We start from the raw sequence: 14,248 nt of genomic DNA on the forward strand, positions 1-14,248 counted from the left end.
CCCGGGTCAGTCGCGGCGGACGGTGGCGAGCCGGCTGACATCGAGGTCGGCCCACATCGGCAGATGGTCGCTTGCGCGGATGAGGTCGGGCGGGTCCGGCGCCGGGACGGGGTCGTCCGGGAGCGCCGGCAACGAGGCGAACACCGCGTCGATCGCCATCCGCGGGTGCCGTGCCGAGAAGGTCGGCCGGTCCGGCGACACCTGCGGCAGCCGGGAGGCCAGGGCTCTCCACGCCCGGCCGGTGGAGACCTCGTTGAGGTCGCCGGCCACGACCAGCGCCTCGGAGGGCCCGACGTCCGAGAGCACCTGCAGCAGGTGGTGCTCCCGCTCCACCGGGTCGAGGCCGAGGTGGATGCTGGCCACGGTGAGCGGGCGGTGACCGGGCAGCGCGACCTGGGCCACGGCATACCCGCGCTCACGCTGCAGCGGTGCCACGGGCAGGCCCTCGTGCCTGCTGTCGTGCAGGTCCAGCGACGCCCGGGTCAGGACGGTCGTGCCACCACTGCCCCGGTGCCGGCCGGCGAAGGACAGCCCGCACCGCTGCGCGAAGCCGGCGACGCGACGCCCCGAGAACGGGCGCCGGGGCACCTCCTGCAGGCAGAGCACGTCCGGGTCGACCGCCCGCACCACGCGCACGGCAGCCTCGACGTCGTCCTTGAGGTCGTGCACGTTCCAGGTCGCGACCCGCAGGGCCGCGCGGGTCACGCCAGCCCCTCTACCTCGGCCCGGGCCAGGTCGGCGGCACCGATCAGCCCGGCCTCGTTGCCCAGCCGGGCCGCCACGATGCGCGCCTCGGGCCGGTATCCGCGGCCGGTCAGGGTGCGCCGGAAAGCCTCCCGCGCGGGGGCCAGCAGCAGGTCGCCGGCGGCGCTGACGCCGCCGCCGATGACGAAGGTGCCCGGGTCGAACGCGGCGGCGAGGTTGGCGATGCCGACCCCCAGCCAGGTCCCGATCTCGGCGAGCAGCTCGCGGGAGGTGGGGTCGCCCTCACGGGCGGCGTCGGTGATGACCGGACCCGTGAGGTCGGCCGGCCGGCCACCCACCCGCGCCAGCAGGTCGGTCGCCAGCGGGGACTGCGCCGTCGCGAGCGAGCGGGCCTCCCGAACGAGGGCGTTGCCGCTGGCGTACTGCTCCCAGCAGCCGCGGTTGCCGCACTCGCAGCGGTGGCCGCCGGGCACGACCTGCATGTGGCCGAACTCCCCGGCGATGCCGAAGCGCCCTCGCTGGACGTGACCGTCGACCAGGATCGCCCCGCCGATGCCGGTGCCGAGCGTGACCATCATCAGGTGCGTCTCGCCCTGGCCGGCACCGAAGCGCCACTCCGCCCAGGCTGCGGTGTTGGCGTCGTTGTCGACGAAGATCGGGTGCGCCACCCGGGCCTGCAGTGCCTGCCGCAGCGGCTCCTGCCGCCACGACAGGTGCGGGGCGAACACCACCGTCGCGCGGTCGGCCGAGACGAACCCGGCGGCGCCGATGCCGACGGCGCACACGGCCTCGTGCCCGCCCGCCGCTGCGGTGAGCTCCTCGACCACCTCGACGATCGTGTCCTCGACGACGGCCGGCGCGGTGGAGCGGTGCGGCGTGACCCGCCGGGCTCGCTGCAGCACCACACCGTCGGCGTCGACGACCCCACCGGCGACCTTGGTGCCGCCGATGTCGACGCCGATCGCCAGCGGGGCGCTCACCCCACGGCTTCCGCGACGAGCGCTGCGGCGCCGATGATCCCGGCGTCGTTGCCCAGGCTGGCCACCGCGAACCGCGCCTCGGGGCGGTGGCCGCGGCCGGTGAGCTGGCGCCGGAACGCCGCCTGGGCCGGGTCGAGCAACAGTGCCCCGGCGTCGGCGACACCCCCGCCGAGCACGATCAGCTCGGGGTCCAGGATCGCGGTGACGGACGCGGCGCCCTCACCGATCCAGCGGCCGAGGTCGGCGAGCAGCTCCACGGCAGCCGGGTCGCCCTGCGCGGCGGCCGAGGTGATGTCGTGGCCGGAGAGCTTGTCCGGGTCTGCGGCGCACAGCTCGGACAGCCGGGCGGCGTGCGGGGTGCCGGAGCGGACCAGCTCGCGCGCCTCGCGGACGAGGGCGTTACCGCTGGCGTACATCTCCCAGCAGCCGCGGTTGCCGCAGCCGCAGCGGATGCCGTCGGGCACGACGCGCATGTGGCCGAGCTCGGCGGCGATGCCGTAGGCCCCCCGCAGCAGGTGGCCGCCGGTGACCACGCCACCGCCGATGCCCGTGCCGACGGTGATCAGCACCATGTCGTCCACGTCGCGGGCGGCGCCGAACCGGAACTCGCCCCACGCGGCGGCGTTGGCGTCGTTGTCGATGATGACCGGCAGGTCGATGGTGGCCTGGAGCCGGCGCTTGAGCGGCTCGTCCCGCCAGGCGAGGTTCGGGGCGAACAGCACGGTCGAGCCGGTGGCGTCGATGAAGCCGGCGCACGCCACGCCCACACCGCTGACGTCGGCGCCGTCCGAGAGCTCACGGACGAGGTCGGCCACCTCCACCGCGATCCGGTCGGGGTCGTGCGCCGGGGTGACGCGCCGCCCCCGCGCGAGGATCGTGCCGGTCGGGGACACCAGGCCGCCCGCGATCTTGGTGCCGCCGATGTCCAGCCCGATGGTGGCGCTCACTGCCCAGCCCTCTTCTCGATGATGTCGTCGTCCGCAACGGGGATGTCCTGGACGCTAGCGCCAGCGTGGTGGGCACCGCCCGTCGTCCCACCCTGCGGGCGGCCCCGGGCAGCGTCGCGGGCCACCTCACGCAGCGTGTCCGTGAGCGCACCGGCCAGGTCGGCCAGGCGGTCCAGCGTCTCCGGCCGGACCGTGCGCAGCCAGGCGATGCCCTGGCAGATCGGGCACACCCCGCACGAGGCCGCCTTGCCGACCCCGGCCTGCGCGCCACAGGTCGGGCACTGCCGCCCCTCGCCGGCGGCGTCAGCCGCGCCCTCGCCCTGCGCGCTCCCGCTCGCATCCCCCCGGCGGACACGGCCGGCATACGGCTCGTCATCGCCCGGCTCGTCGTCCTCGCCGGCCGCACGGCCGGCTGCGGCGTGCGTGCCCGACCACGCGGCGAACGCCTCCACGAGGCGCGCCGCCTCCTCGGCGACGCTGCCCACGGGGGGTGCCGCCTGCTCGCGGCCGGTGCTCGGGTCGGTCATTGCTGGGGCCACACCTTCTCGTCGGGCACGAACCGCACGTGCAGCGCCCCGTCGCGCACGCCGGCGCCGGTCACGACGCAGCGACGCAACACGCTGGGCAGGGACAGCACCCGGCGGTGGTCGCTGACGGCGACCAGCAGCTCGTCTCCGCGCCGCTTGAGGTCCACCTCGGCCGCGGTCACCAGGGGCAGGGGAAGACGCAGGACGTATGCCGTGCCGTCGCGGTCCAGGCTCATCCCCCGGTGTGCGGCCGGCGCCAGCAGCGACTCGGCGGACGCGGCACCGGGGTCGCCCTGCCGCGCCAGCGCCAGGTCGGCCAGCGCGTCGACGCCGATGGGCTCCTCGGCCAGGTAAGGGGTGACCACCACCGGCAGCGGCTCGAACGACTCGCGCACCTCCGCCAGGCCCCGCTCCTGGGCGCGGTTCCACGAGGCGCGCCACGGGTCGGCGTCCCCGGCCGTCTGGGGGAAGACCCGGTTGACCACGACCTGGTCGACGGTGAAGCCGTAGAGGGACAGCGACGTCAGGGTGCGGCGGGACTCGGCGATGACGACCCGCTCGGGGGTCGTCACCAGCCGGACGCTCGTGGTCGCGGCGCGCAGGATGTCCTGCACGTCGCGCAGGTGCTGCAGCCACCGGCCGACGGCACCGACCACGTCCGCCCCGGGCACGGGGAGCCCGGCCGCGGCCGCGGCGGCCGGGCGCAGCGAGCGCAGCAGCCCGCGCTGGGCCGGCAGCAGCCGCTCGAGGTGCCAGGACAGGGCCTCCGGCAGGGCGAGCAGGCGCAGCGCCTCGGCAGTCGGGGCGCAGTCGACGACGACCAGGTCGAAGCGCCCGGACTCGACCTGCGCGCGCAGCTCGAGCAGCGCGACGACCTCCTCGGCACCCGGCAGGGAGGTCAGCTCCTCGGCCACGACGGCGTCGACCCCGACCGTGGCGAGCACCCCGAGCAGGTAGTCCTGCACCGAGCGCCACGAGCGGCGCATGGCGTGCGGGGCGCTGACCTGCAGGGCGGCCAGGCCCGGCTCGACCTCGACGAGGCACTCGCCGGAGGACTCCCGCGGGGTCAGGTCCACGTCGAGGGCGTCGCCGAGGGAGTGCGCCGCGTCGGTGGACATGACGAGGGTCTTGATGCCCTGTCGGGCGGCGTGCACCGCGGTCGCGGCCGCCGTGGTCGTCTTGCCGACACCGCCCTTGCCGGTGAAAAGGAGGACGCGCATGGCCGGCTACGACTCGACGCGCTTCTTGAGCTCCTTGAGCGCGGTGTCGATGATGACCTTCTCGGCCTTGCGCTTGAGCATGCCCAGCATGGGGATCTTGACGTCCACGGCCAGGCGGTAGGTCACGGTCGTGCCGTTCCCGTCACTGTGCAGGGTGTAGGAGCCGTTCATGGCCTTGAGCACCTGGGCGGTCACCAGCGACCACGACACCACGCCGGTGCCGTCCTCGGTGACGTCCCAGTCGTAGTCGAGGACGTAGGTGTCCTTGATGGCCCCGGCATCGAGGGTGAACTCGACCTGGTCGGCCCAGCCGTCGCCGTCCTCGGACAGCACGGCGACCTTCTTCACCTCACCGGCCCAGGAGGGGTAGCTGTCGAAGTCGGCGATGACGTCGAGGACCGCGCCCGGCGTGGCGGCGATGTCGATGCTGGACTCAGTGCGCTCGGCCATGGCCCGAAGGCTACAGCGCCCGCCCCTCCAGGGAGTCCTTGAGCCTCGTCACCACGCGCTTCCAGCGCAGCGTGTGCCGGCCAGCCTCCGAGCGGCGGCGCCACCCGGTCGCGTGGCCGCGCACGTAGTGGTGGAGGATCACCCCGTCACGGAACGGCTCGAGCCAGATCTCCATCGTCCCGGTGATCCGCCCGACGACGGCCCACCGCTGTCCCTTGACCCCCCGGTCGCGGGTGGTGTGCAGGGACAGGTGCGGCCACCACTGCCGGTGGTTCACGGAGTCGGCGACGAGCGCCGAGAGCGCCTCCGGCGGGACGTGGATGTAGGTCTCGTCGACGATGTCGACGGGGCAGGCACGCACCGCGGAACGCAGCAGGGGGATATCGGTGAGGAGCATCGCCGCACAAGTGTGACATTCACGATGGGGCGACCGAAGTGACCGGTCGGTAAGGTGCCGGTGCGTGCTTGAGACTTTGGCTGAGGAGGCCGCGTGAAGGACATCGCCGTACCCCCGCTCGTCCCGGCTCGGACGGAGGGCAACCTCTCGGACCTCCCGGCGCGCAACGGCGCGGAGCGCCCGGGGGCGATCGCGTTCTCCCGGCGCGAGGGCGACGCCTGGGTGGATGTCAGCAACGAGCGCTTCCTGCGCGAGGTGCGGGCCCTGGCCAAGGGCCTCATGGCCGCCGGCATCGGCGTCGGCGACCGCGTCGCGATCATGAGCAAGACCCGCTACGAGTGGACCCTGTCCGACTTCGCCGTGTGGACCGCCGGCGCCGTGGCCGTCCCGATCTACGAGACCTCCTCCCCCGAGCAGGTGAACTGGATCCTGTCCGACTCCGGGGCCACCGGCATCATCCTGGAGACCCCGGCCCACGCGGCCACCCTCACCGAGGTGCGCGACCAGCTGCCCTCGCTGGCCCATGTCTGGCAGATCGACGCCGGCGACCTCGACACCCTCGCCCGCCAGGGTGAGTCGGTCACCAGCGCCGACCTCGACGCGCGCCGTGCGAAGGTCAACCGGGCCGACACTGCCACCATCATCTACACCTCGGGCACCACCGGCCGCCCCAAGGGCTGCCAGCTCACCCACGACAACTTCATGGCGCTGGCGGAGAACACCGTCGAGCGGCTCGGCTCGGTCGTGGCCGTCGAGGGCGCCTCGACGCTGCTGTTCCTGCCGCTGGCCCACGTCTTCGCCCGGTTCATCGAGGTGCTGTGCGTCGCCTCCGGCGCCCGCATGGGGCACTCGGCCGACATCAAGAACCTGCTGGCGGACTTCGGCACGTTCCAGCCGACGTTCATCCTCTCCGTGCCCCGCGTCTTCGAGAAGATCTACAACTCCTCCGAGCAGAAGGCCACCGCCGAGGGCAAGGGCAGGATCTTCCACGCCGCCGCCGAGGCCGCGGTCGCGTGGAGCAAGGCCCAGGACGAGGGCGGCCCCGGCATCGGCCTGCGGCTGCAGCACTTCGTCTTCGACCGGCTCGTCTACAGCAAGCTGCGGGCCGCCATGGGCGGCAAGGTCCTGTATGCCGTGTCGGGCGGCGCGCCGCTCGGCACCCGCCTCGGCCACTTCTACCGCGGCATCGGGCTGACCGTCCTCGAGGGCTACGGGCTGACCGAGACCACGGCCCCGGCCACCGTCAACACCCCCGAGCTGATCAAGATCGGCACCGTCGGCGCCCCGCTGCCCGGTATCTCGATCCGCATCGCCGACGACGGCGAGGTGCTCGTCAAGGGCATCAACGTCTTCGCCGGCTACCACAACAACGGGCAGGCCACGGCCGAGGCGCTGCAGGACCGCTGGTTCCACACCGGCGACATCGGCGAGCTCGACGACGACGGCTTCCTCAAGATCACCGGCCGCAAGAAGGAGCTGCTCGTCACCGCCGGCGGCAAGAACGTCGCCCCGGCGGTGCTCGAGGACCGGCTGCGCGCCCATCCGCTCATCTCGCAGTGCATCGTCGTCGGCGACCAGAAGCCGTTCATCGCGGCACTGATCACCCTCGACGCCGAGATGCTGCCGCAGTGGGCGAAGAACAACGGTCTCGAGGGCCTGTCCATGGAGGACGCCCCCGCGAACGAGACGATCCGCGCCGAGATCCAGCGCGCCGTCGACAGCGCCAACAAGGCGGTCTCCAAGGCGGAGTCCATCCGCAAGTTCACCGTGCTGCCGGGCGACTTCACCGAGGAGAACGGCTACCTCACCCCGTCGCTGAAGCTCAAGCGCAACATCGTCATGAAGGACTTCGGCGACCAGGTCGAGGCCCTCTACTCCGGCGCACGGGAGTGACCTCTACGGTCTAGGCATGCTCTCCCGCACCGGGGCCGCCCGGTCCCTGCCGTATGCCGTGGCGCTGGCCTGGGTGGCGTACTTCGCCGTCCTGCAGTGGAGCGTGGTCCGGTTCAAGGTCGCGATCGTGGTGACCCTGACGCTGGTCACGCTCGCGCTGGCCGCCTGGCTGTGGCGCCGACCGGCGGTCCCGGCCGCGACCCAGCGCTCGATCTCGTTGGCGTTGCTGGGCTCTGCCCTCGTGACCGCGTACGTGCCGCTGTTCAGCTACCTGTCCCCCGGCGGCCGGCGCTGGGCCCTCGGGGCGTTCATCGTCGGCGCGGTCGTGTGCGCGGTGCTCGTGCAGCGGCCGGGCACGGCCACCGGACCACAGACGCTGGGAGCCGCCGTCACGGCGTACCTGGTCGGGTCGGTGATCGCCATCGTGAACGACCCCGCGCCGCGGATCGACGTGTGGGTGACCCTGCAGCAGGCCAGCGACGGCCTGGCGCACGGTCAGAACATGTACGCGATGACCTGGACCGGGTCACCGGGCATCAAGGACGCGTTCACCTACCTGCCGTGGACCGCGGTGCTCCTGGCTCCCGGCCGGTGGCTGGCCGGCGACGTGCGCTGGGCGCTGGTGTTCTGGACCCTCGTGGCGGCGGCGGGGATGCTGGCCCTGGGCCGGGGCACCCTCGCCGGCCGACGGGCGCTGTGGGCCGCCGGGCCGCTGGTGGCACTGCTGCTGCTCGCCCCCGGCACGCTCACCCAGGTCGACCAGGCGTGGACCGAGCCGCTGCTGCTGGCCGGGATCCTGTGGTGGGCGGTGCTGGTGCGCCGGGGCCACCCGTGGTGGGCCGTCGTGCCGCTGGCGCTGGCCTGTGCCAGCAAGCAGCACCTGGCGCTGCTGCTGCCGATCCTGCTCGTGTGGCGCCCGTTCGGCTGGAAGCGCAGCGTGGCCACCGGCGCGCTGACCGGGATCCTCATCGCCCCGTGGTTCCTCGCCGGCCCGTCCGACTTCGTCCACGACACGATCTCGCTGCTCGTGACCTTCCACCCGATCAAGTTCGCCAACACCCTCTACCTCTTGGCGCTCAACGAGTTCGGGGTCACCCTGCCGTTCGCCCTGACCGGCCTGGTGGTGTTCGGCACGCTCGCAGCGGTGATGTGGACCGTGTGGCGGCGCCAGCCCGACCTGCCCGAGCTGCTGCGCTGGCTGGCGCTGATGCTGCTGGTCGCCAACCTGGTCAACAAGCAGGCGTTCTACAACCAGTTCTGGCTGGTGGGGGCGCTGGTGGCGGCCTCCCTGGCCACGAGGTCCTCGACCAGCTCGGCCAGGAACTCGGGGAAGACCGTCTCGGCGACCTGACCCAGCGCACGTCCCGGCAGCCAGTCGATGGTGATGGTCGAGCGCTCCTCGAGCTCCTCGAACGCCGCCGGCGCGGCCTCGAAGCGCGTGGTCCGGGCACCGAAGAACACCTGCTGCTGGTGGATCTGCCTGCCATCGAAGGGGAAGACGACGAAGTCCTCGCGCAGCGGTCCGACGAGCTCCTCCGGCGGCAGCCGCAGTCCGGTCTCCTCCCACACCTCGCGGACGGCTGCCTCGCGCACGTCCTCGCCCTCCTCGACGCCGCCGCCGAGGGAGTACCAGTAGGTGCGCTGCGGGTTGCGCGGGTCGCAGCCGTGGATCATGAGGACGTGGTCGCGCTCGTCGAGCAGCACGACGCGCACGGCGCGGCGATGGACCACCTCGACGTCCACGGCGGTGTCTGCGGTGTCGGCGTCGTCAGCGGGAGTGGGCATGGCCCTGCACCCTAGTGGCGCAGCCGCTCCCATGCCCGGGCCTGGGCGATGCGCCACGCGGGGTCGGGGTGGGTGGCGAACAGCGCCGTCTGCCACCAGGTCGGCTCGAGCCGGCTGAGGTTGGTCACGGCCAGATCGTGCTGCATCCGCTCGAACGCCGGCACGTCTCGGGTCAGGTCGAGGGAGTGCACGTCGGCGCGAGCCTCGAGCTGACGGCTGACCAGGTTGGTCACCGGCGCCCCGAGCCACGGCGCGGTGGCCACGACCGCGAGCAGGAGCGCGGTGCCCCGGGCCACTGAGCGCCGCCCGGTAGCGTGTGGGTCGAGCCAGCGCCTGGCGCGGGCACCGGTCAGCAGCCACCCCAGCGCCAGCACCCCGGTGGCCGCGCCCACGGCGCCGAGCAGCGTGCCGACGAGCACGTCCTGGGCCTTGACGTGGCCGAACTCGTGGGCGACCACCGCCAGCACCGCGGCGGGGTCCTGCCTGGCCCGGGACAGCGTGGTGTCGTCCAGGACGACCCAGCGGGTCGAGCCGAGGCCGGAGACGTGGGCGTTCTCGCCGGTGGTCCGGGCGCTGGCATCGGAGACGACGACGCGCACGTGGGCGATGCCGTCTCGCGCGGCGAGCGCCGAGATCGATCGGGTCAGCGCGCTGTCGGGCAGCGGGGTGAAGTGGTTGTATGCCGGCTCGACCACGAGCGGGTACAGCACCGACCCCAGCACGGTCACCACGGCGGCGCCCGCGGCCAGCAGCCACGGCCAGCGCCGCGGCGCGCGGCGCACCACCCACCAGACCACGAGCAGGCCGAGGGCCGTCAGCGCCGCGTTCATCGTCCAGCCGACCGCCTCGTCACGCAGCCACCCGGCCCAGGTCTGCGTCGAGAGGTGGTAGTCGCGGAGCACCTGCTCGGAGTGGATGCCCGAGGGCAGGCCCACCAGCCACTGCAGCGCCAGCACCACGATGGCGGTGGCCACGACCACCGGCCAGGCCCGGCGCGGCGGCGCCGAGGGAGCGCTCCGGTCACGCCGGCGCAGCAGCACCGCGAACACCACCCACGGGACGGCCACCGACAGGATCAGCGCGACATAGGGCCAGACGCCGAGGTCAGTGCGGAAGGCCGCGGCGCGCTGCACCTCCGCGGGGGTGAACGCGCTCGCGACGTCGGGTCGCACGGACACGTCCGCGCCGAGGGGGTGCCAGGGGGTGAGCACGGCGACGCCCACCCCCAGCAGCGCCAGGCCCGTCAGAGCCCCGCCGGCGAGGGCGCGGCGGCTCATGCGGCGGCCAGCTCACGCAGGTAGGACTGCCAGTCCTGGGTGAACCGCTGCTCGGTGGTGGCGAGCACGGTCTGGAAGGCGGAGGCAGCCGCGGCGTCAGGGTCCCGGCCGCCGGCGGTGGCGCGGGCCACGGCGCGGTAGAACGCGACCAGGCGGGCCTGCCCCCACGTGTCGGCGATGCGCGTGCACGCCAGCCACGCCGCCGAGTAGCTGGGGGCGATCGTGCTGCGCGTCGGGTCGAAGTCGGCCGCCGTCGGCAGGCGGGTCGGGCCCTTGCCCTGCCGGACCCGCGTCAGCAGCTCGGCGGCGACCCGCTGACGCGGCAGGCCCAGGCCCGAGTAGCCGACGTAGTCGGCCGTCCCCTCGGACAGCCAGATCGGGACCTGACCGGTGGTGGTCGACCGGATCGCCACGTGGGTCAGCTCGTGGGTGATCACGACCCGGCGCCCCAGGGCGGCCAGCCGGTTCCACGCCGCGGGGTTGACCACCACACGGTCCGCGTGGGCCGGCTCCCCGCGGGTGATCGGCCCCTCGGTCACCGCCGCCACCTGGTCCAGCCCGGTGCGCTCACGGTTGAGCAGCGCCGCGAACTCGGCCGGTGTCGACGGGGTGACCAGGACGACCCGTCGGGCCCACCCGGTGCCCCAGAAGGCGTTGACCCGGGCCACTCCCCCGTCGGCCTGCGCGCGGTAGGCGTCCATGCGGGCGGACGGGGCGTTGCCGATGACGATCGAGGTGGCACCGCGCAGCACCCGCATCCCGGGCAGGTCCCACACCTGCAGCTGGGTGCCACCGTCCCGGTCGTCGGCCAGCCGCCACCCTGCGGCGCGGTGCACGACGGTCAGGAAGACGTCGTAGGTGCGCGGCCCGCGGTCGTAGCCGGTGAGCTCCCACTCCCCCTGGACCTTGGCCACCCACGCCCCCGGACCGAGCCTGGCCCCACCGGTGGGCGACAGCGCCGGCTGGTTGCCGGGGTCGGCGAACCGGAAGCGCGACAGCGGCAGGCGCATGAGGTTGTCGAAGACCTGGGCCTGCCGCCTGCCGAAGGCCGAGCGCGGGTCGTCGACCGTGGCCATCCAGCGCGCCTTGCTGCGGGCGGAGACCGCGGCCGCCCGCTGGTCCAGCAGGTCACGCAGCGCCTGCACCCGGCCCGCGTCGGCGTCCACCGACGCCGGCGCCGCGGCGTTGGCGGTCGAGGACCGGGTCACCGCCGGCCGCGCGGCGGTGACGGGCAGCTGCACGAGCCCGGTCGCGAACACACCAACGGCGCTGACGGCCGCCAGGAGGAGGACCGCCAGCGTCAGGTACGTCGCTGTCCTCCAGCGTGGGGCCCGGGTCACGGGCGTCACTCTAGGCGGCGCGGATGTGCGCGGTCAGACCGCCGCCCGTGCCCCTGTCCACGGCTCCCGCCGCGCCCGCAGCCCGGCCACCCGGTCGGCACGGACCAGACCCGCGGCGACGAGCGCGGAGACCGCTCGTTGCTCCTGTCGGTCCAGCGGCATGTCGGCGGACAACGGGGCCGTGAGGGCCGTCACGACGCAGTCGGCGCACTGGCTGCCCCGGACGGGACAGGTGTCACAGTCGACGATCATCGCTGGCCTCCTCCCTGCACTGGTCGGCGGCCCGAGGGTCGGACCTGCCCGTGCCCAGCACGCTAGGAGCCCGGTCTGACAGCCCCTGCCCGTGGGGCCACGACCTGCGCCGGGTCCCCGTCACCGCGTGCCGCGCGACGGCCTGTCGGCGGCACGGCATACGGTCCTTGCCATGCAGGGCGTCCAGGGCACACTCGACGAGCTCGGCACCCCCTTGGCGGGGGTGACGTTCGTCGTGGTCGACCTCGAGACCACCGGTGGCAGCCCCGCCGGCGCGCACATCACCGAGATCGGCGCGGTCAAGGTCCGCGCCGGCGAGGTGCTCGGGGAGTTCCAGACGCTGGTCAACCCCGGCGAGCCGATCCCGGCGTTCATCTCCCTGCTCACCGGCATCACCGACCGCATGGTCGCCGACTCCCCGCGCATCGACACGGCCATCCCTGCGTTCCTCGAGTTCGCCCGCGGCAGCGTGCTCGTCGCCCACAACGCTCCGTTCGACGTGTCCTTCCTCAAGGCCGCAGCGGCGCTGACCGGCCACGAGTGGCCCGGCTTCCGCGTCGTCGACACCGCCCACCTGGCGCGGCAGCTGGTCACCAAGGACGAGGCACGCGACCGCAAGCTCGGCACCCTGGCGCGGCTGTTCGGCGCCGCCACCACCCCCGACCACCGGGCGCTGCACGACGCCCGGGCCACGGTCGACGTGCTGCACGGCCTGCTCGCCCGGGTCGGCAACCTCGGGGTGCTGACCCTGGAGGAGCTGAGCAGCTTCTCCTCGCGGGTGTCCGCGGCGCAGCGGCGCAAGCGGCACCTCGCCGAGGGCCTGCCGCACTCCCCGGGGGTCTACCTGTTCAAGGACGGCAAGGGGCGGGTGCTCTACGTCGGCACCTCCCGCGACATCCGCACCCGGGTGCGCACCTACTTCACCGCCTCGGAGCAGCGCACGCGCATGGCCGAGATGGTCGGCATCGCCGAGAGCGTCACCCCGGTGGTGTGCCAGACGCCGCTGGAGGCCGAGGTGCGCGAGCTGCGGCTCATCGCCGAGCACAAGCCGCGCTACAACCGCCGCTCCCGCCACCCCGAGCGCGCGCCGTGGGTCAAGCTGACCGTGGAGCCGTTCCCCCGGTTGAGCATCGTGCGCGAGGTGCGCGACGACGGGGCCCGCTACGTCGGGCCCTTCTCCTCGCGCCATGCCGCCGAGGCGGCGATCGCCGCGGTCCACGAGGTCGTGCCGCTGCGGCAGTGCACCAAGCGGCTCAGCCTGCGGGGCACCTCCTCGGGCTGCGCGCTCTCCGAGATGGGCCGCTGCGGCGCCCCGTGCACCGGCGCCCAGGACGTCGAGTCCTACGCCCAGGTCGTCGAGCGCGTGGCCAGTGTCATCGGCGGCGACGCGCGCGAGGTCGTGGCCGCCCTGCACCGTCGCATGGACGTGCTGGCCAGCCAGGAGCGGTTCGAAGATGCCGGGGAGGTGCGAGACCGGATGCTGCACCTGGTCCGGGCCGCCGCCCGGGCCCAGCGCATCGCGCCGCTGGCCCGCAGCGCCGAGGTCGTCGCCGCCCGCCGCGCGGAGGCCGGCGGCTGGGAGATCATCTGCGTTCGTCACGGGCGGCTTGCCGGCACGGCCGTGAGCCCGCGCGGCGCCGACCCGATGCCCTACATCGAGGCACTCAGGGCCAGCGCCGAGATCGTCTCCCCCGGGCCCGCACCGGCGCCCGCCGCCTACCCGGAGGAGACCGAGAAGGTCCTGCGCTGGCTGGAGTCGCCCGGGGTGCGCATCGTCAGCATCGAGGGCGAGTGGACCTGCCCAACCCATGGCGCCGGCGCCGCCCGGGCCCGGCTCGAGCCGCTGGCCGCCGCCGCGCGCGACGTCGTGCCGTTCGACGAGCCCGGCGGTCCGGGGCTGCGGCACCAGCCGCCGGCCGCGGTGATGTCCGCCGCGGGCTAGGGTGTCACCGTGATTTCCGCCATCGTGCTGATCAACGCCGAGGTCGACCGGATCCCCGAGGTCGCCGCCGCCATCGCCGAGATCGACGGCGTGAGCGAGGTCTACTCCGTCACCGGGGACGTCGACCTCATCGCCATGGTCCGTGTGCAGCAGCACGAGCAGTTCGCCGACGTGATCGCCGACCGGCTCAACAAGGTCCAGGGCGTCCTCGGCACCCAGACGCACATCGCGTTCCGCACCTACTCCCGGCACGACCTCGAGGCAGCGTTCAGCCTCGGCCTCGACGACGCCTGAGCCGGGCACGCGAGGCACGACGGCGGGCGAGGCGCCGCGAGGGTCGCGCAGGTCGGTCGTGCAAGCCGGTCGCGCAGGTCGGTCGTGCAAGCCGGTCGCGTAGGTCGGTGGCGTACGCCCGTCGCCCAGGTCGGTGCGGACGCCAGGTACGACGGTCAGTCGCGGGTGGCCGCGACCCAGCGCGCGACGACCTCGGTCGCCGCGCCCTCGTCGATCGCCCGCTCGGCCCGGTCCATCCC

The 14,248-nt window shown here is 73.8% G+C and carries 15 protein-coding genes; 4 read left to right on the forward strand and 11 right to left on the reverse strand.

The genetic code is table 11. The annotated features are described in order from the left end of the window. Positions 1–6: 6 nt before the first annotated feature. From ACXVGS_RS08365 to ACXVGS_RS08395, 7 genes are read right to left on the reverse strand one after another with little or no spacing between them, the layout of a single operon-like run. On the reverse strand, positions 7–705 hold the full coding sequence (locus ACXVGS_RS08365) for an endonuclease/exonuclease/phosphatase family protein (protein ID WP_458529181.1): 699 nt from the start codon (positions 703–705) through the stop codon (positions 7–9). Further along, positions 702–1,685: an ROK family glucokinase gene (locus ACXVGS_RS08370; protein WP_458535838.1), complete on the reverse strand. Its 984-nt coding sequence runs from the start codon at positions 1,683–1,685 to the stop codon at positions 702–704. The genes ACXVGS_RS08365 and ACXVGS_RS08370 overlap by 4 nt, the downstream gene beginning before the upstream one ends. Next, positions 1,682–2,632, reverse strand: a complete 951-nt coding sequence (locus tag ACXVGS_RS08375; protein WP_458529183.1) for an ROK family glucokinase — start codon at positions 2,630–2,632, stop codon at positions 1,682–1,684. The genes ACXVGS_RS08370 and ACXVGS_RS08375 overlap by 4 nt, the downstream gene beginning before the upstream one ends. After that, entirely contained in the window at positions 2,629–3,159 is a 531-nt protein-coding gene (locus ACXVGS_RS08380) for a hypothetical protein (protein ID WP_458531615.1), read from the reverse strand. The genes ACXVGS_RS08375 and ACXVGS_RS08380 overlap by 4 nt, the downstream gene beginning before the upstream one ends. Beyond that, entirely contained in the window at positions 3,156–4,379 is a 1,224-nt protein-coding gene (locus tag ACXVGS_RS08385) for an ArsA family ATPase (protein ID WP_458529185.1), read from the reverse strand. Before ACXVGS_RS08385 ends, ACXVGS_RS08380 begins: the two co-directional genes overlap by 4 nt. A 6-nt stretch (positions 4,380–4,385) precedes the next feature. After that, complete coding sequence (locus tag ACXVGS_RS08390) at positions 4,386–4,829, reverse strand: SRPBCC family protein (RefSeq protein ID WP_458529186.1); 444 nt, start codon at positions 4,827–4,829, stop codon at positions 4,386–4,388. A gap of 10 nt (positions 4,830–4,839) precedes the next feature. Next, positions 4,840–5,226 (reverse strand): hypothetical protein, encoded by a 387-nt coding sequence (locus ACXVGS_RS08395; protein WP_458529187.1) that lies wholly within the window; start codon positions 5,224–5,226, stop codon positions 4,840–4,842. Positions 5,227–5,319: 93 nt separating this feature from the next. Here ACXVGS_RS08395 and ACXVGS_RS08400 point away from each other — a divergent pair, with 93 nt between their 5' ends. Together ACXVGS_RS08400 and ACXVGS_RS08405 are read left to right on the forward strand one after the other, a co-directional pair. Further along, positions 5,320–7,119 (forward strand): AMP-dependent synthetase/ligase, encoded by a 1,800-nt coding sequence (locus tag ACXVGS_RS08400; RefSeq protein WP_458529188.1) that lies wholly within the window; start codon positions 5,320–5,322, stop codon positions 7,117–7,119. Between the two features lie 16 nt (positions 7,120–7,135). Further along, the gene (locus ACXVGS_RS08405) at positions 7,136–8,470 is read left to right on the forward strand and encodes a glycosyltransferase 87 family protein (protein ID WP_458531617.1); all 1,335 of its coding nucleotides are present in this window, start codon (positions 7,136–7,138) and stop codon (positions 8,468–8,470) included. Here the strand turns inward: ACXVGS_RS08405 and ACXVGS_RS08410 are convergent. The 4 genes from ACXVGS_RS08410 to ACXVGS_RS08425 are packed head-to-tail and all read right to left on the reverse strand — an operon-like array spanning position 8,365 to position 11,773. Continuing rightward, positions 8,365–8,904 carry an NUDIX hydrolase gene (locus ACXVGS_RS08410; RefSeq protein WP_458529190.1) on the reverse strand — a complete coding sequence of 180 codons (540 nt, stop codon included), beginning with the start codon at positions 8,902–8,904 and terminating at the stop codon, positions 8,365–8,367. The two genes, ACXVGS_RS08405 and ACXVGS_RS08410, sit on opposite strands and share 106 nt — an antisense overlap. 11 nt (positions 8,905–8,915) lie before the next feature. Further along, positions 8,916–10,181 carry a M48 family metalloprotease gene (locus ACXVGS_RS08415; protein ID WP_458529191.1) on the reverse strand — a complete coding sequence of 422 codons (1,266 nt, stop codon included), beginning with the start codon at positions 10,179–10,181 and terminating at the stop codon, positions 8,916–8,918. Continuing rightward, positions 10,178–11,521 carry a hypothetical protein gene (locus ACXVGS_RS08420; RefSeq protein ID WP_458536836.1) on the reverse strand — a complete coding sequence of 448 codons (1,344 nt, stop codon included), beginning with the start codon at positions 11,519–11,521 and terminating at the stop codon, positions 10,178–10,180. Before ACXVGS_RS08420 ends, ACXVGS_RS08415 begins: the two co-directional genes overlap by 4 nt. A gap of 33 nt (positions 11,522–11,554) precedes the next feature. Next, positions 11,555–11,773: a hypothetical protein gene (locus tag ACXVGS_RS08425; protein ID WP_141788445.1), complete on the reverse strand. Its 219-nt coding sequence runs from the start codon at positions 11,771–11,773 to the stop codon at positions 11,555–11,557. A 172-nt stretch (positions 11,774–11,945) separates the two neighbouring features. Here ACXVGS_RS08425 and ACXVGS_RS08430 point away from each other — a divergent pair, with 172 nt between their 5' ends. Next, entirely contained in the window at positions 11,946–13,715 is a 1,770-nt protein-coding gene (locus ACXVGS_RS08430; RefSeq protein WP_458531619.1) for a DEDD exonuclease domain-containing protein, read from the forward strand. Positions 13,716–13,724: 9 nt separating this feature from the next. Next, positions 13,725–14,009, forward strand: coding sequence for an Lrp/AsnC family transcriptional regulator (locus ACXVGS_RS08435; protein ID WP_141788447.1), 285 nt, complete (start codon positions 13,725–13,727; stop codon positions 14,007–14,009). Positions 14,010–14,248: the final 239 nt, after the last annotated feature.

This window comes from Oryzihumus sp. (genome assembly GCF_054325275.1).

Excerpts from the sequence above, each read along its gene's own strand:
- ACXVGS_RS08380 (WP_458531615.1), bottom strand. The coding sequence starts at position 3,159 with ATGACCGACCCGAGCACCGGCCGCGAGCAGGCGGCACCCCCCGTGGGC.
- ACXVGS_RS08385 (WP_458529185.1), bottom strand. The coding sequence starts at position 4,379 with ATGCGCGTCCTCCTTTTCACCGGCAAGGGCGGTGTCGGCAAGACGACC.
- ACXVGS_RS08390 (WP_458529186.1), bottom strand. The coding sequence starts at position 4,829 with ATGGCCGAGCGCACTGAGTCCAGCATCGACATCGCCGCCACGCCGGGC.
- ACXVGS_RS08395 (WP_458529187.1), bottom strand. The coding sequence starts at position 5,226 with ATGCTCCTCACCGATATCCCCCTGCTGCGTTCCGCGGTGCGTGCCTGC.
- ACXVGS_RS08405 (WP_458531617.1), top strand. The coding sequence starts at position 7,136 with ATGCTCTCCCGCACCGGGGCCGCCCGGTCCCTGCCGTATGCCGTGGCG.
- ACXVGS_RS08410 (WP_458529190.1), bottom strand. The coding sequence starts at position 8,904 with ATGCCCACTCCCGCTGACGACGCCGACACCGCAGACACCGCCGTGGAC.
- ACXVGS_RS08415 (WP_458529191.1), bottom strand. The coding sequence starts at position 10,181 with ATGAGCCGCCGCGCCCTCGCCGGCGGGGCTCTGACGGGCCTGGCGCTG.
- ACXVGS_RS08425 (WP_141788445.1), bottom strand. The coding sequence starts at position 11,773 with ATGATCGTCGACTGTGACACCTGTCCCGTCCGGGGCAGCCAGTGCGCC.
- ACXVGS_RS08430 (WP_458531619.1), top strand. The coding sequence starts at position 11,946 with ATGCAGGGCGTCCAGGGCACACTCGACGAGCTCGGCACCCCCTTGGCG.